The following is a 20,524-nucleotide window of genomic DNA, read 5'->3' as shown; positions in this document are numbered from 1 at the left end:
GTAGGGCCACAAACCCTCGTACGAGGTGCTCTCCACATCCACACACCATCCTGTCGAGGACGACTATGTATTCCCGCGATCTCCTACCTGGCCAAGACCCTCCCGCGGCCGCCGCGCTCTATATCAGTTCCCTCGACCACGAACACCAATACTCCGTAGCCGAGTTGTGGAACGCCCTCTCCCGCGTCCAAGCGACCATCGACAAGCCGGCCGCACTCTCGGAGCTGTACCGGCAGTCCGTGCAGGGGGCCAGTACCCCCGACGAACGCGAGGTCCGTACGAGTCGCAGAGATTGGGCCCTTCGCATGGCCCGGCACCTGGCCCTGGACGACGGCCGGTCCGGCACCGCTGCTTCCCCGGAGTCCCTCCCCGGCTCCGGGCCGACCCGCGCACTGCGCGATCTGCGTGCCGTACGGCGCCGCCCGGCCCAGATCGCCGCCGCGGTCGTGGGCGCCCAGATGGCCGGTGTCATCCTGGCCAACGAGGCCCCCGGTGTCATGGCGATCACCTGGGCGGGACCGCTGAACATCGGGCTCACCCTGGTCCTGGCCCAACTGGCGTTCACCGGCGGAGCAGTCCTGTGGTACGTACGGTATGCGAGGCGCTGTGTGGAGCCCGTGGTCGAGCGTCACCGTGCTTCCTTGCCGCACCTGGAGAGCCGCCGGTGAACTCTGTCCTCGCGCTCCCGGATTCCGGCGGAGCCTTCCCCGTTCTCGCTGTCTTCGGCCTCTGTGTCGTCCTTACGCTGTTCCTGTCGATCGGGTCGATCACCTACGAAAAGAACGAACTGAGCGGGTTCTACCTCGGCCAGCGACGGTTGCCGTCGCTTGTCAACGGGCTGGCCATCTTCGGCAGCTACATGTCCGCGGCAGGGATGCTGGGCAATCCCGGTCTGATCGCGCTCACCGGCTACGACGGGATCGCCTATGTGATGGGGCCGATGGTCGCCTGGTCCGTACTGGTACTGCTGGTCGCTGAGCCGTTCCACAGCACCGCACGGTTCACCATCGGCGACTCCCTCGCCCTGCGGTTGCGCGCCCGCCCCGCGCACCTGGCGGCGGGCATCGCGAGTGTGGTCGTCTGCTTGCTGTATCTGACCGCCCAGCTCGTCGGTGCCGGAGCGCTCGCTGTGAGCGTCCTGGGCATCGACGGAGCCGCTGCCCAGCGGGCCGTTGTGGCAGCTCTCGGTCTTCTGATGGTCCTTTACGTCGTCATCGGCGGTATGCGCGCCGCGACCCTGGTACAGAGCATCAAGGCCGTGCTTCTCCTCGCCACAGGTCTGTTCGTCGTGCTGGCGGTGCTGTCGGACTTGGGCTGGAGCCCGGCGCGCCTGCTGGATGCCGCCGTCCTGCACAGTGGCCTCGGTGACCCCTTCCTGGAACCCGGCATCCGCTTCCACGACCACACCAGCAAGATCGACTCGGTGAGCCTGCAACTCGCGTTCGTGCTCGGAGCGGCCGCTCTGCCGCACGTCCTGATGCGTATCGGAACGGTCTCCAGCGGACGCAGAGCCCGTAAGTCGGCCGCGTGGGCGGCCTGCCTGGTCATCGTCTTCACCCTGTTCGAGGTGATCACGGGCCTGGGCTCTGCGGCGCTGATCGGCTCGAAGACCATCGAAGAGGATGCCGCCTCCGGGAATCGGGCCGTGCTCCTGCTCGCCGAGCGCCTGGGCGGGTCCTTCCTGCTCACGGTGGTCTCCTGCGTCGCGTTCCTCACGATCGCGGGCGTTGTCGCCGCTCTCACGCTCACCGCGGCGGCGTCCCTGGCTCACGATGTCTACGGTGCGACGATCATGCGGGGCAAGGCGTCAGAGAAGAGCGAGCTCCTCGTCGCCCGGCTGGGCGTCGGGCTGATCGGTGTGGCGGCGATCGCCTTGTCGATGGTCGCCCAGCATCTCAACATCGCCTTCCTGGTCAGCCTTGCCTTCGCCATCGCGGCCTCCGCGATCCTGCCCGCCCTTCTGCTCAACCTGTGGTGGAGGCGTTTCACGACCAGGGGAGCGGTCTGGAGCACCTACGGCGGTCTGCTCGTCGCCGTGCTGTTGACCGCGCTGTCCCCGGCGGTCTCGGGCAACCCGACTGCCCTATGGCCCGATTGGGACTTCGCGGTGTTCCCCTTGCGGAACCCCGGCCTCATCTCGATTCCCATGGGGTTCCTGCTCGCCTGGGCCGGTTCGGTCTCCGACCGGGGCCAGCCGGGCGGGGCGGACTACACGGATACCGAACTCCGCGTCCTCACCGGAACGGGCACGGGGCTTCGCGGCGACTGAGCCGGTGGCGCTTCCTCCGCGCCACCCGGCCGCTCTCGGCGCAGCGGGTGCCCCGATCCTCCCGACGCCGGGTGACCGCGGCGTCGCCGCTCGGTGCGCCGGCGCTGACCGGTCCTGTCTCGCTGAGCCGTCAGAACGAGGAAGGCAACATATTGCGCCTCTTTCCCTGGAACCTGCGAGAAGGGTAATCCGCATGTCAATTTCCTACAGTCTCGACATGGCGGCGACGGAGAAAGCCGTGTTGCAGGTCGCCTGGCGGATGTGGGACGTAGCCCGGTCTCTCGACCTGTTCGACGCGTCAGTCACCCCCGAACTGCTAGTCGGCGAAGGTGCGGTGACCACGACTGGGTTGTGGCTTCGCGTGGGTGAAGAGAGATCAGATCCGCGGCACCCTGTGCTCACCGATCTCGGGTTCAGTCCGAACGTATCCGTAATGTTCGAACTCGCCAGATCAAGTGAGCACTCCGGCCAGCAGGACGAAATGATCAGGCTGGCGTCCCGCCTACTGGACCGGGTCGACGGCGATGCGGTGCTGCACTTCCAGTTCGAGGTCACCTGGCTGCTGCGCCGTTCAGGCGAAATGAGCCTGAATGAGCGGGATGACCTGTGGACCCCGCACCGGCTGGCTGCGGTCTCCCGGCCCTATCGACGCGCCACGCACGTGTTTTCCGGCGAGTGACCACCAACAGGCACTGCCCGGGCGATGAGCGAGGGAGGCGGTAGCGGCGCAAGGGATGTCCGGCTGCGCACCGGTGCCCTCCCAGTTCGTGCCGGAGACGGGGGTGACGGGCGGCCAACTGGGACGGTGGCTTCCAGGTGTGGGTGCACGGTCCAGCCCTTGCGCGGATGTGGGCCGCCGCGGGTGCGCTCGCCGACGACTACGGCGATGCGTTTCGACAGGACAACTGCTCAGCGCGCTCACTCGTCAGGTCGACCCGGTCGTGGGCACGGGTGACCAGAAGCGATGCCGTGGGTCGGCAGCCGGGCCGGAAGGCTCCGGCTGCCCGTCCGCCCGGGCGGTGCGTCAGAGCACGGCGAGTCGGTCCACCAGCAGCTCCACCCGGTACTCGGCCTCCCCCGGGAGAAGCCGCCCCGCCCGGGCCAGGGTCGCCAGGCCGTGCAGGGCTGCCCAGAACACCTCGGTGAACAGCCCTGGGTGGACGCCGTCCCCGGCAACTTCGCCGAGGCTCTCCAGCAGGGCGGCGAAGGCGTCCTTCAGTGGCTCCGGGGTGTCCTCCTGCGCGAACGCCAGGCCGCCGTCGAGCTGGAACATGGCGTCGTAGACCGCCGGGTTGCGTACGGCGAAGTCGAGGTAGGTGCGGGCGAGGGCGGTGACCCGGCCGCGCGGGTCGTCCGCGGCGGAGGTCGCGCCCCGTACGGCCGCGGCCAGCTCGGTGGCGCCGTCGAGGGCGACGGCGCCGATGATCTCGCGCTTGCCGCGGAAGTGGCTGTAGAGGACGGGCTGGCTGTATTCGATGCGCTCGGCGAGCCGACGGGTGGTGACCGCGTCCCAGCCCTGCTGCTCGGCGAGTTCGCGGGCCGTCGCCACGATGAGACGTTCGCGGACCGCCCGTTCACGCTCCTTGCGTTCCTGTACCGACATGACTCGATCCTAGCATCGCTAGACAGGCGATCGGCGGCAATGCTAGCGTCGCCTCATCATCTAGTGACGCTAGATTTCAGGAGGGGTACCATGCTCAACGCACTCGAGGTCGTCACCACAGTGATCGTCGGCCTGATGGTGGGGGTGGAGTTCTCCGTCGCCTTCGTCATCAACCCGATCCTCAACGCACTCCCGGAGGACAGTGACCAACTCGGCCGCGCCCACGGGGGCCGGATGCTCGGCGCCGTGATGCCGGTCTGGTACATCACCTCGCTCGTCCTCGTCGCGGTCTGGGCCATCGCCAGATGGCACCACCACGGCACCGGCCTCGTCGTCACCGCCGGCGGGCTGCTGATCCTCAGCGTGATCATGTCGCTCCTGCTGCTCGTCCCGATCAACAACCGGGGCAAGACGTGGACCCCTGACAACCGGCCCGCCGACTGGAAGCAGCAGATGAACCGCTGGGACCGCTTCCACTACGTCCGCGTCGCCGTCATCACCGCCGCCTTCGCCCTGCTGGTAGCCGCCCTCGCCTGAGCCCGCGGACCCGAGGCCGCGCAGGTGGCGCGCACTGCTGCTGCGACAGGACAATAGGTCGCGCCTGTGCCTCGTCCGCATGGAAACGTCGATGTCCGGAAGGTCGAGCGGCCGCGCGGGAACAGCCGTCCCGGCGGCACGGTTGCATCGACCGATGGACCGGCGCCGCACGGCGGGGAACACGGAGACCACAGGGTCGTCCGGCCCGTCAGGATCCGAGTTCTTAGGAAAACGTACTTCTGCAGGAGGACTGTTTCATGACTGACCGGCCCTTGACGCTCATGGCCGTACACGCCCACCCCGACGACGAGGCCACCAGCACCGGAGGGGTCCTCGCGAGGTACGCGGCGGAGGGCATCCGCACGGTTCTGGTGACCTGTACCGACGGCGGTTGCGGTGACGGACCGGGGGGTGTCAAGCCGGGCGATCCCGGGCACGATCCGGCGGCCGTCGCCTTGATGCGCCGTGACGAACTCAAGGCGAGCTGTGACGTGCTGAAGATCAGCGATCTGGAGATGCTCGACTACGCCGACTCCGGAATGATCGGCTGGCCGGGCAACGACGCCCCCGAATCCTTCTGGCAGACCCCCGTGGAGAAAGGCGCCGCCCGGCTCGCGGAACTCATGCGGCACTACCAGCCCGATGTGGTCGTCACCTACGACGAGAACGGCTTCTACGGCCACCCCGACCACATCCAGGCCCACCGCATCACGATGGCGGCGCTGGAGATGACCGAGCTGACACCGAAGGTGTACTGGACCACGATGCCCCGCTCGGGGATGCAGCGGTTCGGCGAGATCATGCGCGAGTTCCACGAGGACATGCCGGAGCCGGACCCTGCCGAGACCGCCGCGATGGCCGAGATGGGCCTCCCCGACGATGAGATCACCACGTGGGTGGACACCACCGCCTTCAGCGGCCAGAAGTTCGACGCGCTGGCCGCGCACGCCAGTCAGGGCGAGAACATCTTCTTCCTCAAGATGGGCAAGGAGAGGTTCGGCGAGTTGATGGGCATGGAGACCTACGTACGTGTCCAGGACGCCACCGGCGCCGCCGTACCCGAGAACGATCTCTTCGCCGGACTGCGCTGATCCGCTCTGCCGACCGGGGCCCGGGAAGCGCATCGGCCGCACGGCGCGATCGAACGGGTCGCGCACCCGGAGGCTTGTCCACGCGAGTTCCCGCGCCCCAGGTCAGGCAGGAAGTGGCGCGTTGCCGCCGAAGGGCCAGCTCAGGAGAGGGTAGGGGGCGACGTCTCTTCGCCCTGCCGCGAGCACGGCGTCTGCCTGGGGCCGCGGGGCGCCCCGGCTCATCTGCTGGACGGGGCTGGACGGGACGGGGGCGAGGTGTGTCGGCCGAGTCCGGGTCCAGTCGAGGCTGGCGCCGTCCAGGGGTGGCGCTCGGAGTCTCCCTTACCTGGCCGAAATTGACCTGCTGCGTGTCCTGATGTGCCCTGGATAATTCTCCCGTCGTCGCCGCGCGCTGTCGGCGCTGCGCCTCGGTTGGAGGGCTCCATTCCGCCTTCCCCGACTGATCTACGTCGGTTCCCTTTGTTCTTCTCTGCTCCATCGCACCAATTGGCGCTCACTGATGGCCAATCACGCTCATGGAACGGTTCGGCACCCTTTCCGGATCAAGCGAAGACATTCTGGGAGACACACGTGAGAAAACTGAAGCTGGGCAGTAGACCGGCCCGCATGGCGTCCGCGCTGGCGGTCGGCCTGCTGATGGTGACCGGCATGTCGGCCACCTCGGCCGACGCGGCGTCGTCGTCGGCCAGCGCCGCGCCCGAACTGGGCGTTCGGTTCTACCCCGACGGGAACGGCCAGTGCGACGGGCCGACGAATCCGCCGGAGCGGTGGGTCACCGCGCCCGACTGGACCACAGCCATCCGCCTGGACACCGACAACCGCGCGGGCGGCTGTCAGCTGGCCTTCGGCATCTACGATCCGTCGAACTCCCTCGCGGGCCTGAACGCCACCTACACGTGGGAAGCGGAGCCTGGCAGCGATGATTCCCAGTGTGAGAACGGGGGCACGAAAACGATCCCGATCAAGCCGTTCAAGACCTTCGGCGACCTCATCCGGGTGGACACCGACGGCCGGGCGGGCTGGTGCAACCTCACCTTCGCCCTCTCCGGTCGCTCGGACATCGGCCTCGATGTGCAGTTCTACGGCGACGGCGGCGCCGATGCCTCAGGACAGTGCAAGAACTACCGCCCGAAGGACACCTACGACACGGCCTATGAGGGCCACCCCGTGACGATCAGCGATGACACCGACGGCCGCGCCGGAGGCTGCTACCTGTCGCTCCGCCTGAACCGCCTGTTCTAGGTTTTCCTACGGACGTCTGGTGACCTGTCCTCCGGCCTGCGCGGCCGGAGGGCAGTCGGCTCCCCGTGGTGGGCGTCCGCAGCAGGGACAGACCCTCAAGGCCCCATTTCGCCGGTGCCTCGGCGGACGAAGGTGCTGGGGACGGTGACGGTGCGGGGCGGGCGGTCGGGGGTGGCGATTCTGTCGATGGCCAGGCGCGCCGCCTGACGGCCGACTTCCTGCGGGTCGCGGACGACGGCCGAGACGCCGAGCCCCTTGGAGACGTCGGTTTCGTCGAGTCCGATGAAGGCGAACGCGTGGCGTCCCGCGAGCCGTTCGATGAGGACGCCCGTACTGATGCCGAGGTTGAGCGCGAGGACGGCCGTCGGGGGTGACGGCAGCTCCAGCAGGCGCACGACCGCGTCGCGGGCCTGTTGAGGGGTCGTCAGATCGCCGACGACCAGCTCCGGTTCCTCCCGGACCCCGGATTCGGAGAGGGCGCTCCGGTAGCCGCGCAGGCGCTGCGCGGCGCGGAAGGAGCCCAGGCGTCCGGTGAGTGCGGCGATGCGGTGGTGTCCGAGGCCGATGAGGTGCTGGGTGGCCTGCTGGACGGCGTGGTCGTCGTCGGTCATGACGACGTCGGCGGTCAGGCCGGTGGCGGGGCGGCCGACCAGGACGACGGCGGTGCCGTGGGTGTGCTCGGGGGAGAGGAAGTCGCGGTGGTCGCCGTCGGGCATCATCAGCAGGGCGCTGACGCGGCGGTCGATCATGGCCCGGGCGAGTTCGGGTTCCCGTGCGGGGGTGTCGTCGGTGGAGCCGATGATCAGCTGCAGTCCCGCGTGGCGGAGTTCCCGTTCGGCGCCGGAGGCGACTCCGGCCTGGAAGAGGTTGGTGAACCCGGCGGTGACCAGTCCGACGGCCGCCTCGCGGCGGCCGTAACGCAGGTCGCGGGCGATGGGGTTGGGCGAATAGCCCAGGAGCTCGACCTGTTCCATGACGCGCCGGCGGGTCGCGGGCTCGACGCGGGGGGAGTTCTGCAGTGTCCGGGTGACGGTCGCGGTGCTCACGCCTGCCGCCTTCGCCACGTCACGGAGAGTGACCCGCTGCTCTGCCCTGCCCGGCATCGTGTGCCCCTCCCGTGGTGACCACTGGGTGTCGCCGAGTGGTTTCACCGCGATGTAACCGTTGACATGCTCCGGGGCGAGCCTAACACTGAGGGCCGTGTTGACGTTTACATAGCCATGTTGACGTTTACATGCTGCAGTCCGAACGATCATGCGGAGAGTTGCCATGAAGGCCATGAAGCCCATGAAGCCCCTGCTCACCGACGGCCGACTGGGCGCGAGTCCGGCGGCGGCCCTCGTCGACCACGTCAACGCCGTCGAACTGGACGACGAAGTCGCCGCCGCGGACCATTTCGTCAAGATCGACCTGGCGCACGCCCTGATGCTCACCCAGCAGCGCGTCTTCGCCCCCGAGCAGGGTCGGCCGCTGGTGGCGGCGCTGCTGCGGCTGCTCGACGGGGACGCCGAGAAGGTGCTGGCCGGTGACGCGGCGGTCGGCACGATCACGCTGCAACTGGAACGGCATCTGGAGGAGGAGTGCGGCCCGTCGGGGCTGGACATCCAGCGTGCCCGCAGCCGCATCGACCAGAAGGCCACCGGTGTGCGCATGGCCGACCGTGGCGCGCTGCTGCACGTCATGGGGGAGCTGCTGCGGCTCGGGCAGGTCCTGCTGGACGCGGGCGCCGCGTACGACGCGGTGATCGCCCCCGGCTACACACATCTCCAGCACGCCCAGCCCACGACCCTGGGGCACTACTTCAACGCCCACTACTGGACGGTGTCCCGGAACCTCGCGCGGATGGCGCAGCTGTACGAGCGGCTTAACGAGTGCCCGCTGGGCGGTGCCGCTCACAGCGGGACGGACTGGCCCATCGACCGCGAGGCCACCGCCGCCTACCTCGGATTCGCCCGGCCGGTCCGCAACGCGCGGGACGCGGGGCTGTCCGCGCTGGACGCCGGGGCCGAGCTCGCCGCCGTGCTGGGCCTGACCCTGTCCGGTGTCAGCCGGTGCGCGTCCGACCTGTTCTACTGGTCGTCCTCCGAAGTCGCCCTGGTACGGCTGCATCCCTCCCTGTGCGGCACGTCGAGCATGATGCCGCAGAAGCGCAACCCGATCGTGCTGGAGCGGATCCGGGGCCTCGCCGGGGACGCGGCGGGCTGGACGGCCAGCCAGCTGGGTGTGCTGCACTTCGCGACGTCCACCGATGCCGACCAGGGATACGTGCACAACCGCATGCCCGGGTACTGCCGTGAGACGGCGGGCGCCATCGCCTTGCTGGCCCAGGCGGTGGCCACGCTGGAGGTCGACACCGAGCGGTTGCGCCGGTCCGCGGAACGGCACTGGTCGACGGCCAGCGCCCTGGCGGACGATCTTGTCCGCGTCCACGGCCTGAGTTTCCGCGACGCCCATGAGGCGGTGGCCCGTTTCGTCACCGCCCATGAGGCGGCCGGAGTGAGTGAGGGAGCGATCCGCCCCGACCTCGCCGACGGCCCCCTGCGCGACTACACCCCGGACCAGCTGCGTCAACTCCTCGACGTGCAGTCCTTCGTCGACGGCCGCCACAGCGCCGGTGGCACCAGCCCGGCACGGCGTGCGGAGCTGGCGAGCGACGCGGCCGGTGACCTCAAGGAGCACCAGGACGCCGTCGCCGCACTCACCGCCGAGGCGGCACAGGCCGAGGACCGGCTCGTACGTGACGCCGTGGCCCTCCTGGACGGGCAGCCGCCCCACCACGTCTGAAACCTGCCGCCCCTCGGCGTCGGGGACGCCCCGCCTCTGCGTCGGGGACGCCCCGGCCCGTTCGCTCATGCTCGTCCAAGGAGTCACCCGTGTCCGCACCCGCACCCCACGCCGCCCCTGTCGCGGCCGCCGCCACCGAAACCAGCCCGGAACGATCCGCCCGGCTGACCGGCCAGCGTGTCGGCGGCGTCTTCACCGCCCTCTACATCCTCGCCATCATCGGCGTCTGGACCGCCCTGCTCACCCCGGCCTCGGTCACGCTGTCCCTGCGCATCGCCGACCTCGACCCCGAGGGCAAGACGTCGTCGCTGGCCCTGGTGGCGGGCGTCGGAGCGATATTCGCGATGGTCGCCAACCCGGTCTTCGGGCACTTCAGCGACCGCTGTACCTCCCGGTGGGGACGGCGGCGGCCGTTCGTCGTCATCGGCACCCTCGTGGGCGGCGCGTCCCTCTTCATCATCGGTACGGCGCCCAGCATCCCCGTCGTCCTCGTCGGCTGGTGCCTGACCCAGATCGCGATGAACGCCGCCATGGCCGCCCTCATCGCCATCCTCCCCGACCGCGTGCCGGAGGAACGCCGCGGCACCGTTTCCGGCCTGATGGGAATGACCAACCAGGTAGCCACCGTCAGCGGCACCTTCCTGATCGCCACCACGGGCACCCAGGGCCTGGGGATGTTCATTCTCCCCGCGGCCATCGGACTGGTCCTGGTCGTGGTCTTCGCCCTCTACCTGAAGGAAGTCCCCCGGACAAAGGGCGAAGTGCCTCCCCGGACATGGCTCGACATTCCACGCAGCCTGTGGATCAACCCCCTGCGCCACCGCGACTTCGCCTGGGCGTTCGTCAGCCGCTTCCTCGTGTGGACGGGCAAGGCCCTGCTGCTCACCTACAAGACGTACTTCCTGATGGACCACCTCGGGTACACCTCGGACCAGGCCGCCTCGATCCTGAGCTGGGCCATGCTCGTCCTCGCCATCGGCGTCGTCCTCGGCAGCAACGTCAGCGGCTGGCTGTCCGACCGGCTTCAGCGCCGCAAGATCTTCATCGTGGTGGCGTCCCTGCTGTTCGGCGCCGGTATGGGCGTCATTGCGCTCTCCTCCACGCTGACCGGCTTCATCGCGGGCATCGCCGTCGCCAGCCTGGGGCAGGGCGTCTACGTGGGCGTCGACTACGCGCTGGTCGTCTCCGTACTGCCCGACAGCGAGACCGAAGCCGCCAAGGGCATGGGGCTGTTCAACATCGCCAACGCCCTCCCGCAGAGCGTCGCGCCCGCCATCGCGCCCGCGTTCCTCGCCATCGGAGGCGGCTCGAACTACGCGGTTCTCTACCTCAGCGCCGCGGGCTTCGCCCTCCTGGGTGCCTTCGCCGTCATGTTCGTGAAAGGGGCCAGATGACGATCGAAATCAGGTGGTGAGCGCGCGGTGGATGCGGTCCATGGCGGTGGCGGCGTCCACGGTGGCCGCTATCCGCACGGGAGGGCGCTGGTCGGGGATGCCGCCGTGGCTGATGCTGAACTTCCGTTCGTCCAGCAGTGTGGCGCCACGCGTGTGCCCCGCCAGCTCGACCATGACCTGGCGCTCCTCGTACGTGGCCAAGGACTCGTCCACCATGATGGCCGCGGCGAGCGGATCGTGCAGAACGCAGCCGACGGTGCCGCGGGCGTTGCTGTAGAGGGCGACGTAGGTGTCGAGCACGGCTGAGGCGAAACGGGCCGCCGGGGTGGCCGCGTCCGCGATCCGCTTCAGCCAGATGTCGTCGGCCCACGCGTGGTCGGTCATGTCCAGCGGCACCATGACCAGGTCGAACCCCGCGCGCAGCACCTCTTCCGCTGCCTCCGGATCGTGGACGGAGTTCGCCTCGGCCCAGGCGGTGACGTTGCCCGGGACGCGGAAAGCGCCGCCCATGAGCACCACGCGGCGCAGGAGGCGGGGGAGGTTCGGTTCCATGCGGAGGGCGAGGGCGATGTTGGTCAGCGGGGCCAGCGCGAGCAGCGTCAGCTCGCCCGGCCGCTGCCTGGCCAGCCGTACGAGCTGTTCCGTTGCTGATTCCGGGCTGGTGGGGCGCGGTGACGCGGGACCGGCGTTGCCGCCGAGGCCGTCCACCCCGTGGACGAACTCGGATGTCCGCAGAGGCTGCTGAAGAGGGGCTGGCTGCCCGACGGCAACCGGTATGTGGTCCAGGCCGACGACGTCGAGTACGCGTAACGCGTTGGCCGCCGCCGTGGCAGTGGGCACGTTGCCGTGCGCGGCGCCGATGGCGACGATCTCGACGTCCGGCTGGGCGGCCAGGAACAAGAGGGCCCAGGCGTCATCCACCCCGGGGTCCGTATCGATGACGACGGACAGACGCGGGGAAGCGGCGGGTGGCATGCGGTCTCCTCTTGATGCCTTTTGTCAGTGGGCCGTTCAAGGTGTTCACGCTGTTCATGCTCTGCATGCTGTTCAACGGGACGCCAGCAGCCCGTACAACAGTGGGATCCGCGGCTCGGGCAGCTGCCACCAGCCGGACGCGGCGCGCGTCATGTGGGGCCAGCGAGGCCAGGGCAGTTCCGGTGACTCGCGCAGCCGTCGGACGCTCAGACCCGCTCCGACCAGGGCGTTGACGACCTCGTCCAGCCCGTGCACCCACTCGTAGCTGTCGGTGGCGCCCTCGACGGCCGGGCCGTCCGTGTAGGTGTGGGTCCCATCGCGGTGCACGGGGCCGCTGCCGCCCAGGTAGTCGTGCCGGAGCAGGAGTTCGGGGCCCTCTCCGGGGGCGGGCTTCGGGCCCAGCGCGTTGAGGAGCGGATGGAACTCCACGAGGTACAGGCGGCCGCCGGGGCGCAGCAGCTCGGCGACGACACCGGCCCAGCGGTCCAGGTCGGGGAGGTAGCACAGGGCGCCCTTGCCGGTGTAGACGACGTCGAACCGTCGCCCGCCGAGGGCCGCCACGGCGTCGTACACATTGGCCCGCACATACGCCACATCATCGAAGCCCGCGCGCGCCGCGATGCCGGTCGCCGCCGCCACGGACGCCGCGGAGAAGTCGAGGCCGACAGCCCGCGCCCCGCGCTGCGCGAAGGCGATCGTCTCCGTACCGAGGTGGCACTGCAGGTGCAGTACGTCGCGGTCGGCCAGCTCGCCGAGGTCGTCCCACTCCCAGGGGGCGAACCAGCGGGACGGGTCGGGCACCTCATCGGTCCCGTCGGTCCCGTCGGCCCCGTCGGCCCCGTTCGCCCCTTCGACCCCGTAGAACCGGCTGGCGAGGTGGACGGGGGTCCGGGCGTCCCAGTTCGCCTGATTGGCCTGCATCATCCGCTCATGGGCGTCGGTCATGGGCTCACTATCCCAGGCCCCCGGGGGTGGCGGGGTGAGGTCAGGAAGGCCGAGGGCGGGGCCGATAGGTGGCGATGACGACGCCGGTGGCGGTGGAGGTCATGTCGGCGACGTCGAACGTGGTGGGGCCGAAGCCCTCGGGGAACAGGCGGCGTCCGGTGCCGAGGGTGAGCGGGTGGACGCAGAGCAGGTATTCGTCGATGAGGCCGTGCGGGGCGAGGGACTGGATCAGCGCGCCGCTGCCCATGATGTGCAGGGCGTTGCCCGGGGCCTTTTTGAGCTCGGCGACCGCTGCGGGGACGTCGCCGCTGAGCAGTGTGGAATTCGGCCATGGAAGGGGCTCGGTGAGGGTGTGGGACGCGACGTACTTGGGGGCGTTGTTGAGGGCGTCGCGGAACGGGCTGTCCTGGGTGTTCCAGTGGCCCAGCACGTCCTCGTAGGTGCGGCGGCCCAGGAGGTACCCGCTGCTGGCGGCCAGCTGCTGGCCCCACGCGCGCCCGATGGCGTCGTCCCCGCCCCGTTCGGCGGCCCAGCCGCCGTGAGTGAACCCGTCGCGGGTGTCCTCGTCGGCGCGGCCGGGCCCTTGCATGACGCCGTCGAGGGTGACGTGGTTGATGGCGACGATCCTCATGGCACTCCTTCCCACTGGTGAAACGTGACCGTATGGCGCACCACACGGGATCTATGACCGCGGGGCGTGGGAAAACTCATCGGTCGTCGCCGGTCCCTTCTGGCGGCCGAACGTGGACGGCGCCGCGCTCTACCCGAGGGTGAGGTAGCGGGTGAGCATCGCGACGAGTTCGTTTTCGAGGCGGATGGCGTCGACGGGGTCGGGCGCGGCGATGAGTACGTGGACGGTCAGCTCCACCGTGGCCACGACGAGCCGGGTGGCGACGTCCGTGTCGGCGACCCGGACCTCGGGGTGGCTTTCGAGCAACTCCCTTGTGTACGCGATCCGTTCGCGCTCGAACTCGGTGATCTTTTCGAGCAGCTCGGGCGACCGGGGGCCCTGCTCGACCATGACGCGGAGCAGCTGCGGGTCGTCCCGGTGGTTCTCGATCACGGTGCGGACGAAACCGCGGAGGATCTCTTCGATGGATTCGGGCTGCTCCGCGTCCTGGCGGCTCTTGGTGGCGGCCGCTCCGGCGTCGAGGTGCCGGGTCACCAGCTCGGCCAGGATCGCATCTTTGTTCGGATAGTACTGATACAGCGAGCCGATCGAGATCCGGGCGTGTTCGGCGATGCGGTTGGTGGTCCCGGCGGCGTAGCCGTACTCGGCGAAAACGTGAGCAGCGGCCGTGAGGATGCGCTGCCGGGTGAGCTCGGCCCGGGCCTGGCGTGGCTGTTTACGTGGCCGAAGGCCACGGTGGCCTGACGTCATGACACCTCCTGGGCGACCCCGCGAAAAGCGAGTGGCGCAGAACCTGAATGATTGCTCACAATGATGCCATGACCTGCGGTTGAGCGGTGTACGACCGCCACCGGCGGCATCCTGGAAGGAGTCTTCGTGACGTATGCCCCTGCCCGCCCCCGGCGGGTGTCACCGGCCGAGGTCCGCGCCCGGCTCGGGAACCCCGAAGCCATGGTCGAGTCCAAGATCCGCGACCGCATCGACGACTACTTCCGCCACTTCATCGCCCATTCGCCTTTCCTGACACTCGCCACGGCGGACGCCGCGGGGCGCGCCGACTGCTCACCCCGTGGCGACTACCCGGGGTTCGTGAAGGTCCTCGACGACCACACCCTCGCGATTCCCGACCGGCCCGGTAACAAGATCGCCGACTCGTTCCGCAATCTCGCCGAGAACGACGGCGTCGGGCTGCTCTTCTTCATCCCCGGGCTGCGAGAGACGCTGCGGGTCAACGGCCGCGGCTATCCGACCGACGAGCCCGATGTCCTCGCCCGGATGCGGACCGAGGCCAAGACGCCGGAGCTGGCCATTGTCGTAGAGGTCACGGAAGCCTACTTCCACTGCGGCCGCGCGCTCATCCGGTCCCGGATGTGGGACCCCGCGAGCCAGGCCCTCGCCGACGAGATGCCGTCGGTCGGCGAGATCGTCGCCGCCCAGATGGGGTCCGGGGTCGACCCGGAGATCCTCGAACGCGCCCTCGAAGACGGCTACCGGAAGCTCTACTGACTCAGCGTCAACTGTCCACGCCACAAGGCCACAAGGTGAATCAGCGATGCAGCAGACGCAACACACCACCGTCGACCACATCGAGCAGGTCGCCGAGGGCGTCGTCTCCCTCGTCCTGCGCGGCGCCACCGGCCCGCTGGCGCCCTGGGAGCCGGGAGCCCACATCGACCTGACGTTGCCCATCTGGCTGACCCGGCAGTACTCGCTGTGCGGGGACCCGGCGGACCGGGACACCTACCGGGTCGCCGTACGGCACGATCCCCTCAGCCGGGGCGGCTCGGAGTACCTCCACCGGTTCCTGCGCCGGGGCCGCACCCTCGACGTGTCGCTGCCGCGGAACCACTTCCCGCTCGTCCCCGCGCCGGAGTACCTCTTCCTCGCCGGTGGCATCGGCATCACCCCCATCCTGCCGATGCTGCGGGCGGCGGCCCGGGCCGGTGTCCCGGCGTCCCTCGTGTACGTGGGCCAGTCGCCCGCCACCATGCCGTTCGCCGGCGAACTGCGCGCCCTGTACGGGGATCGGGTACGGATCGTCGCCACCCGCCGGCAGGGCAGGCCGGACCTCACCGCTCTGCGGTCCGCCCTCGCCCCCGATGCCCTGGTCTACTGCTGCGGCCCCGCGCCGATGCTCGCCGCGGCGGAGGCCACGTTCCCCGCCGAACGGCTTCACGTAGAGCGATTCCAGCCGCTGACCAGGACGTTCGCGCCCAACACGCCCTTCGAGGCGGTGTGCGCCCGGTCCGGGCGTACGGTCCAGGTGCCACCGGACGAATCCCTGCTGGACGCCCTGACCCACGCCGGATACCCGGTGCCGTCCGGATGCCGCGAAGGCGTCTGCGGCAGCTGCGAAGTCGGCGTCGTCGGCGGCGAACCCGAACACCGCGACGACATAGGCGCCCCCGCGGGCCGCATGTACGCCTGCGTGTCCCGCGCCCGGTCCCCCCAACTCGTAGTGGACCTCTGACTCCGGACGGAACCGACCACGCCATGCTGCCGAAAATACGCACCCCCGAAACGCGGCGAATGATCACGCTGGAGGTGCGCGAAAACACGAGGACGACCCCCAACTTCGCGACCATCACGCTCGCCGGTGCGGAGCTGGAACACCTGAAGCCCATGGGCTTCGACCAGACCGTACGGCTGTTCTTCCCCCGCGAAGGACAGGACCGGCTGAGGATGCCGACCCTCTCCAACGAGGCGTGGATGGCGGAAGTGCTCCTCCTGCCGAAATCACGCAGGCCGTGGGTACGCAACTACACCATCCGCCAGGTACGGCCCCAACTCGGCGAAGTGGACATCGAGTTCGCCCTGCACGGCGACGCCCCGGCCTCCGCCTGGGCCCGCCGCGCCCGGCCCGGAGACCCGGCGGGCATCTTCGACATGGGTGTGTCCTACCTGCCGCCCGCCCACGCCGAACGCCACCTCCTCGTCGGAGACGAGAGCGCCGTCCCGGCGATCCTGGCCATCCTCGAACACGCTCCCGCGGCACTGGTCGCGGACGTCGTCCTGGAGGTCCCCACCACCGCGGACATCCGCCCGGACATCACCGCCCCCGAAGCCGCCCGCATCCACTGGCTGCCCCGCGACGACGCGGCCACCCTGCCCGGCAGACTCGCCCTGGAAGCCGCCAAGGTCCTCCCCCTGCCACCACCGGGCCGCTTCTACACCTGGGTCGCCGGAGAGTCCACCCTGGCCACCGGCCTGCGCCGCCACCTGGTACGCGACCGCGGCGTCCCGAAGCCGGACGTGGCGTTCTACGGCTACTGGCGCCACGGCCGCTCCAGCCCCGGCTGACGCCGATGCCCCCGCGTACGTGGGGACCACGGGGTGTCGGTAGGACCACCCCGTATCCGGTGTTCAGGCCCACCGACGGCGAGCGCCGCGGTTGGCAGGATTTATCTCGTCAGCAGTCGAACCGACGAGGAAGACAACCGGGGGCACTCATGAACGAGACCTTTGCCAGACGCCTGACCGGCATCGCGGGCATCTCCGCCGCGGCCGCCTTCATCATCGAAGTGCCCCTGTACTTCATCTACTCGGGTCCGCCGCCGGACTCGAACGTCCTGGCCAGGCTGCTGATCGGGATCGTCGCGCTCGCGTTCCTGATCGTGTTCGTGACGGCCTTCCGGGAACTGGTCAAGCGCGTGAGCCCCGCGTACGAGTGGGCCGGTTCGATGGCCTTCACCACGGGGCTGGTCTACGCGACGATCACGCTGGTCTCCAGCGGCCTGGAAGCCGGTGAGGTCATCGCCGTCGACCACTCGATCGATCCGACCATCGCCGTCAGCGGCACGTACATCCTCTACGGCTCGATCTCCCGCCTCATGCTGGCGTTCTTCCTGACCTCGGTGGGCTACGTCATCTCCCGCACCAGCCTGCTCCCGCGGTGGACCGGCCGGTCGGCCTACGTCCTGGCCGGGATCAACCTGGCCTTCGTGCCGTCCCTGTTCTTCGGCAACACCCCCGCGAACTTCTACGCGGCGAACGGCTGGGGAACCACCGCCCTGATGGGCGCGATCCTCAGCTACTGGCTGCTGGCCCTGGGCATCGCCACCTACCGCAGCGCCGCGCGGCTCGCCCCGGCCGGATCACCGGTACCGCAGAACTAGCCACACGGAAGGAAGTCGCGGTGCCCGCCTCGACGGTGCGTCGGTGTGGTGTTGCGGGTGGGTGGAAAAGGGGCGGCGGGGGAGGGTGGGGGTTGGTAGGTTCGGGGCATGAAGCGCGCTGGTATGACGACGACGCCGGAGAGAGTCCCGGCGCGCTGATCGATGTCTTGATCCGAAGCCCCGGGGCGAGTGCCCCGGGGCTTCTGCTTGTGGTGGTGCTCGTCTCGGCAGACGTGAGGGGAACACCATGCATGACCATCGCAAGCTCGGGCGCGAGTTGGGGCTGTTCGGGACCGATCCGCTGATCGGGGCGGGGCTGCCGTATTGGTTGCCGGATGGGGCGGCTGTTCGGGAGGCGCTGGAGGAGTACATCCGCGGGGAGGAGCGGCGGGCGGGGTATCGGCATGTGTATTCGCCGGTGCTCGGCAAGCGGGAGCTGTACGAGGTGTCGGGGCACTGGTCGCATTACAGCGAGGACATGTTTCCACCGATGGATGTGGGCGGGGAGGAGGTCGTGCTGCGGCCGAGTCTGTGTCCTCACCATGCGGTGATCTACCGGTCTCGCGCGCATAGTTATCGCGAACTGCCGCTGAGGATGGCGGAGTTGGGCGGAATGTACCGGGCCGAGTTGTCGGGGGTGCTCGGTGGGTTGACCCGGGTGCGGGCGATCCAGCTCAATGACGCGCACATCTTCTGTGCTCTTGAGCAGGTCGCGGAGGAGGTGGAGGGCGCGTTGGGGATGATTCGGCGGGCGTATGAGGCGATGGGGATCCGGGCGGTCCGGTATCGGCTCTCGCTGCCGGGGGCGGGTGGGAAGTATGTCGAGGGAGTTGGGGGTTGGGAGCGGTCGGTTTCGGTGCTGAGGGAGGTGCTGGCACGGTCTGGGGTGGACTACGAGGTGGGGGAGGGGGAGGCCGCGTTTTACGGGCCCAAGATCGATGTGCAGGTTGCGGATGGGGCTGGGCGGGAGTCGACTTTGTCGACTGTCCAGGTGGATTTCCATCAGCCGGAGCGGTTCGGTCTGCATTACATCGGGGCCGACGGTGCGAAGCACCGGCCGGTGATGGTCCATCGCAGCATCATCGGCAGTGTCGAGCGGGCCGTCGCCCAGCTCCTGGAGGTGCACGGGGGCGCGTTTCCGGGGTGGCTCGCACCCGTGCAGGTGGTGGTTCTGCCGGTTTCGGAGGGGGAGGTGCGGCATGCCGATGCGTTGGTGGAGAGGTGTGTGGAACGGGGGCTTCGGGCTCGGGTCGACGGGCCGGAGCGCGGGTCGCTGGGGGCTCGGGTGCGGGGCGCTCGGCTCGTGCCGTATCAGGTGGTGATCGGGGCGAAGGAGGCCGCCGAGGGGCACGTGGCGCTGCGGTTGCGGGGTGGGCGGCAGGTGGGGGTGATGGCTGCCGAGGAGGTGGTGGGGCGTATCGGTGGGGTCGTGGGGGCTCATCGGGTTGAGCTGTGGTGAGCGCTCCCGGGTGTGATCCCGGTGGTGCGGGCTCCCGGGTGTGATCCCGGTGGTGAGGGCTCACGGTCGTGATCCCGGTGGCGTGCCTCCTGGCTGTGTGCGCTACTCCTCGCCGTCCGGCAGCAGGTGCCGGGCGGGTGAGCCGAGGTGGAGGGGCAGGCGGTGGATGCCGTCCGGGGCAGCGATCAGGACGTCGGGGACGTCGGATTCCTGGAAGCGGAGATAGCCGATGGTGCCGACGGTCGTCGTCCTGGTGGCCAGCCAGGTGAGGAGGGTCCGCAGGGCGTCGAACTCGTCCGGGTGCACCTCCTGGCGTACGGTCAGCGCCCAGCCGCGCGGGCTGGGGAGCAGCTCGCCGGTCAGGGATCCGCCGATGCGGTGGGCCGGGCCCCTGGCGGAGAGGACGGGGTACTCCGCCAGGGGGTCGGACGTGTCCGGCGCCTGGTCTCCGCCCTCGCCCAGGTGTCGGCGGATCAGGGCGAGGTCGGAGGCGGGCAGGGAGCCGGGGAGGTCCAGGGACAGCTGCAATTCGTAGAGATCGCTCACCCCGGAAGGCTATGTCCGATGGTGGTGGCCAGCGGTCAGCCCTGTTGGGTGGGGACCACCACCAGGTCGGCGATGTTCACGTGTGGCGGGGTCGCCACCGCGAAGGCGATCGCCGCCGCGATGTCCTCGGCGGTGAGGGGGCGGAGGGTGGTGCGCATCCCCGCCAGGGTTGCCCGCATCTGCGTATCGCGCATGTCCTCGCCCAGTTCGGTGAGGGTGACGCCGGGTTCCACGTTCTTCACGCGTACGTTGCGCGGGCCCAGTTCGGCGCGGAGGTTGCGGGTCAGGTGGGCTACGGCGGCCTTGGTGGCCGAGTAGACGGACCAGTTGGGGTAGAGGCTGTGTCCGGCCACGGAGCCCACGTGGACGAGGTCCGCGGGGTGGCCTTCGGCGGCGGTGGCGATGAGGTCGTCGGTGAAGGCGCGGTCGGTGTGCAGGAGGGCGCGCAGGTTGGTGTCGAGCATGCGGTCCCATTCGTCCGTGGCCGCGGTCTCGAAGGGGGCGCCGAGCATCACGCCCGCGTTGGCCACGACGAGGTCGACGCGGCCCAGTGTGGCGCGGATGGTGTCCGCGGCGGTCGTGAGGGCCTCGGGGGCGGTCAGGTCCACGGCCAGGGGGAGGACCGTGCCGGGGGCGAACCCGCGCAGCTCGTCGGCCAGGGCCTTCAGGCGGTCTTCGCGGCGGCCCAGGAGGGCGACGTGGGCCCCGTCGGCCGCCAGGTGGCGGGCGGTTGCCGCGCCGATTCCGCTGGTGGCGCCGGTGATCACTGCGATCCGCCCGGACAGGGGGTACGTGTCGTGATTGGTCATGAGGCCCAGGGTTTCCGGGGGTTCCGGATGGCTCCAGGCTGCGATCCACCCGGGTGGCCTGATCCTGGGAGTATTCCTGCCACCTTTCGGCCTCCCCGGCGGCGTAGCGGCGGCGTAGCGTCGA

General features: G+C 69.5%; 20 protein-coding genes and 1 pseudogene. 13 read left to right on the top strand and 8 right to left on the bottom strand.

Features of this window, described 5'->3' with window-relative positions:
- The first annotated feature begins 305 nt into the window (after window positions 1-305).
- From ACZ59A_RS03980 to ACZ59A_RS03970, 3 genes are all read left to right on the top strand, one after another.
- A complete protein-coding gene (locus ACZ59A_RS03980; RefSeq protein WP_470953160.1) occupies window positions 306-668 on the top strand; it encodes a DUF485 domain-containing protein in 363 nt (120 codons plus the stop codon).
- Window positions 665-2,269, top strand: coding sequence for a solute symporter family protein (locus tag ACZ59A_RS03975; RefSeq protein ID WP_470953157.1), 1,605 nt, complete (start codon window positions 665-667; stop codon window positions 2,267-2,269). The genes ACZ59A_RS03980 and ACZ59A_RS03975 overlap by 4 nt, the downstream gene beginning before the upstream one ends.
- Before the next feature lie 193 nt (window positions 2,270-2,462).
- Window positions 2,463-2,948, top strand: a complete 486-nt coding sequence (locus ACZ59A_RS03970) for a SitI3 family protein (protein WP_470953154.1) — start codon at window positions 2,463-2,465, stop codon at window positions 2,946-2,948.
- Between the two features lie 345 nt (window positions 2,949-3,293).
- Here ACZ59A_RS03970 and ACZ59A_RS03965 read toward each other — a convergent pair whose 3' ends face one another.
- A complete protein-coding gene (locus ACZ59A_RS03965) occupies window positions 3,294-3,872 on the bottom strand; it encodes a TetR/AcrR family transcriptional regulator (protein WP_470953152.1) in 579 nt (192 codons plus the stop codon).
- A 90-nt stretch (window positions 3,873-3,962) separates the two neighbouring features.
- Between ACZ59A_RS03965 and ACZ59A_RS03960 the strand changes: the two genes are divergently transcribed.
- The 3 genes from ACZ59A_RS03960 (at window position 3,963) to ACZ59A_RS03950 (ending at window position 6,742) form a co-directional block, all read left to right on the top strand.
- Window positions 3,963-4,409, top strand: coding sequence for an anthrone oxygenase family protein (locus ACZ59A_RS03960; protein ID WP_470953149.1), 447 nt, complete (start codon window positions 3,963-3,965; stop codon window positions 4,407-4,409).
- 257 nt (window positions 4,410-4,666) lie between these two features.
- Window positions 4,667-5,500, top strand: a complete 834-nt coding sequence (locus tag ACZ59A_RS03955) for a PIG-L family deacetylase (RefSeq protein ID WP_470953147.1) — start codon at window positions 4,667-4,669, stop codon at window positions 5,498-5,500.
- Window positions 5,501-6,070: 570 nt separating this feature from the next.
- Complete coding sequence (locus tag ACZ59A_RS03950) at window positions 6,071-6,742, top strand: hypothetical protein (RefSeq protein WP_470953145.1); 672 nt, start codon at window positions 6,071-6,073, stop codon at window positions 6,740-6,742.
- Between the two features lie 95 nt (window positions 6,743-6,837).
- On the opposite strand, the gene ACZ59A_RS03945 is transcribed toward ACZ59A_RS03950, so the two are convergent.
- Complete coding sequence (locus ACZ59A_RS03945; protein ID WP_470953143.1) at window positions 6,838-7,845, bottom strand: LacI family DNA-binding transcriptional regulator; 1,008 nt, start codon at window positions 7,843-7,845, stop codon at window positions 6,838-6,840.
- Between the two features lie 166 nt (window positions 7,846-8,011).
- Here ACZ59A_RS03945 and ACZ59A_RS03940 point away from each other — a divergent pair, with 166 nt between their 5' ends.
- Both ACZ59A_RS03940 and ACZ59A_RS03935 read left to right on the top strand, forming a co-directional pair.
- Window positions 8,012-9,526, top strand: a complete 1,515-nt coding sequence (locus ACZ59A_RS03940) for an argininosuccinate lyase (RefSeq protein WP_470953140.1) — start codon at window positions 8,012-8,014, stop codon at window positions 9,524-9,526.
- Window positions 9,527-9,615: 89 nt separating this feature from the next.
- Window positions 9,616-10,920 (top strand): MFS transporter, encoded by a 1,305-nt coding sequence (locus ACZ59A_RS03935; protein WP_470953138.1) that lies wholly within the window; start codon window positions 9,616-9,618, stop codon window positions 10,918-10,920.
- Between the two features lie 9 nt (window positions 10,921-10,929).
- Here the strand turns inward: ACZ59A_RS03935 and ACZ59A_RS03930 are convergent, their stop codons facing one another.
- From ACZ59A_RS03930 to ACZ59A_RS03915, 4 genes are all read right to left on the bottom strand, one after another.
- A complete protein-coding gene (locus ACZ59A_RS03930; RefSeq protein ID WP_470953136.1) occupies window positions 10,930-11,895 on the bottom strand; it encodes a nucleoside hydrolase in 966 nt (321 codons plus the stop codon).
- A 72-nt stretch (window positions 11,896-11,967) separates the two neighbouring features.
- The gene (locus ACZ59A_RS03925; protein ID WP_470953133.1) at window positions 11,968-12,840 is read right to left on the bottom strand and encodes a class I SAM-dependent methyltransferase; all 873 of its coding nucleotides are present in this window, start codon (window positions 12,838-12,840) and stop codon (window positions 11,968-11,970) included.
- A gap of 40 nt (window positions 12,841-12,880) precedes the next feature.
- Complete coding sequence (locus tag ACZ59A_RS03920; RefSeq protein WP_470953132.1) at window positions 12,881-13,471, bottom strand: dihydrofolate reductase family protein; 591 nt, start codon at window positions 13,469-13,471, stop codon at window positions 12,881-12,883.
- A gap of 129 nt (window positions 13,472-13,600) precedes the next feature.
- Window positions 13,601-14,221: a TetR/AcrR family transcriptional regulator gene (locus ACZ59A_RS03915; protein ID WP_470953130.1), complete on the bottom strand. Its 621-nt coding sequence runs from the start codon at window positions 14,219-14,221 to the stop codon at window positions 13,601-13,603.
- A 126-nt stretch (window positions 14,222-14,347) separates the two neighbouring features.
- Between ACZ59A_RS03915 and ACZ59A_RS03910 the strand changes: the two genes are divergently transcribed.
- The 5 genes and pseudogenes from ACZ59A_RS03910 to thrS all read left to right on the top strand — a co-directional run.
- A complete protein-coding gene (locus tag ACZ59A_RS03910) occupies window positions 14,348-14,977 on the top strand; it encodes an MSMEG_1061 family FMN-dependent PPOX-type flavoprotein (RefSeq protein WP_470953128.1) in 630 nt (209 codons plus the stop codon).
- Between the two features lie 46 nt (window positions 14,978-15,023).
- Window positions 15,024-15,941 carry a PDR/VanB family oxidoreductase gene (locus ACZ59A_RS03905; protein WP_470953126.1) on the top strand — a complete coding sequence of 306 codons (918 nt, stop codon included), beginning with the start codon at window positions 15,024-15,026 and terminating at the stop codon, window positions 15,939-15,941.
- 59 nt (window positions 15,942-16,000) lie between these two features.
- Window positions 16,001-16,771 carry a siderophore-interacting protein gene (locus tag ACZ59A_RS03900; protein WP_470953123.1) on the top strand — a complete coding sequence of 257 codons (771 nt, stop codon included), beginning with the start codon at window positions 16,001-16,003 and terminating at the stop codon, window positions 16,769-16,771.
- A gap of 149 nt (window positions 16,772-16,920) precedes the next feature.
- Window positions 16,921-17,586: a hypothetical protein gene (locus tag ACZ59A_RS03895; protein ID WP_470953120.1), complete on the top strand. Its 666-nt coding sequence runs from the start codon at window positions 16,921-16,923 to the stop codon at window positions 17,584-17,586.
- 244 nt (window positions 17,587-17,830) lie between these two features.
- Window positions 17,831-19,045 (top strand): annotated as a pseudogene (gene thrS, locus ACZ59A_RS03890) (threonine--tRNA ligase); the annotation flags it as partial.
- Between the two features lie 102 nt (window positions 19,046-19,147).
- On the opposite strand, the gene ACZ59A_RS03885 reads toward thrS, so the two are convergent.
- Both ACZ59A_RS03885 and ACZ59A_RS03880 read right to left on the bottom strand, forming a co-directional pair.
- Window positions 19,148-19,591 (bottom strand): hypothetical protein, encoded by a 444-nt coding sequence (locus ACZ59A_RS03885; RefSeq protein WP_470953119.1) that lies wholly within the window; start codon window positions 19,589-19,591, stop codon window positions 19,148-19,150.
- Window positions 19,592-19,626: 35 nt separating this feature from the next.
- Window positions 19,627-20,400 (bottom strand): SDR family oxidoreductase, encoded by a 774-nt coding sequence (locus tag ACZ59A_RS03880; protein WP_470953117.1) that lies wholly within the window; start codon window positions 20,398-20,400, stop codon window positions 19,627-19,629.
- Between the last annotated feature and the right edge of the window lie 124 nt (window positions 20,401-20,524).

Source organism: Streptomyces sp. NPDC040405, from assembly GCF_055595765.1.
Note: the sequence above shows the minus strand (reverse complement) of the source record. Positions and strands in the feature narration are given on the sequence as shown.

Coding starts and splice junctions, on each gene's coding strand:
- ACZ59A_RS03980 (WP_470953160.1), top strand. CDS start 306: ATGGCCCGGCACCTGGCCCTGGACGACGGCCGGTCCGGCACCGCTGCT.
- ACZ59A_RS03970 (WP_470953154.1), top strand. CDS start 2,463: ATGTCAATTTCCTACAGTCTCGACATGGCGGCGACGGAGAAAGCCGTG.
- ACZ59A_RS03965 (WP_470953152.1), bottom strand. CDS start 3,872: ATGTCGGTACAGGAACGCAAGGAGCGTGAACGGGCGGTCCGCGAACGT.
- ACZ59A_RS03960 (WP_470953149.1), top strand. CDS start 3,963: ATGCTCAACGCACTCGAGGTCGTCACCACAGTGATCGTCGGCCTGATG.
- ACZ59A_RS03955 (WP_470953147.1), top strand. CDS start 4,667: ATGACTGACCGGCCCTTGACGCTCATGGCCGTACACGCCCACCCCGAC.
- ACZ59A_RS03945 (WP_470953143.1), bottom strand. CDS start 7,845: ATGCCGGGCAGGGCAGAGCAGCGGGTCACTCTCCGTGACGTGGCGAAG.
- ACZ59A_RS03940 (WP_470953140.1), top strand. CDS start 8,012: ATGAAGGCCATGAAGCCCATGAAGCCCCTGCTCACCGACGGCCGACTG.
- ACZ59A_RS03930 (WP_470953136.1), bottom strand. CDS start 11,895: ATGCCACCCGCCGCTTCCCCGCGTCTGTCCGTCGTCATCGATACGGAC.
- ACZ59A_RS03925 (WP_470953133.1), bottom strand. CDS start 12,840: ATGACCGACGCCCATGAGCGGATGATGCAGGCCAATCAGGCGAACTGG.
- ACZ59A_RS03920 (WP_470953132.1), bottom strand. CDS start 13,471: ATGAGGATCGTCGCCATCAACCACGTCACCCTCGACGGCGTCATGCAA.
- ACZ59A_RS03915 (WP_470953130.1), bottom strand. CDS start 14,221: ATGACGTCAGGCCACCGTGGCCTTCGGCCACGTAAACAGCCACGCCAG.
- ACZ59A_RS03905 (WP_470953126.1), top strand. CDS start 15,024: ATGCAGCAGACGCAACACACCACCGTCGACCACATCGAGCAGGTCGCC.
- ACZ59A_RS03900 (WP_470953123.1), top strand. CDS start 16,001: ATGATCACGCTGGAGGTGCGCGAAAACACGAGGACGACCCCCAACTTC.
- ACZ59A_RS03895 (WP_470953120.1), top strand. CDS start 16,921: ATGAACGAGACCTTTGCCAGACGCCTGACCGGCATCGCGGGCATCTCC.
- ACZ59A_RS03880 (WP_470953117.1), bottom strand. CDS start 20,400: ATGACCAATCACGACACGTACCCCCTGTCCGGGCGGATCGCAGTGATC.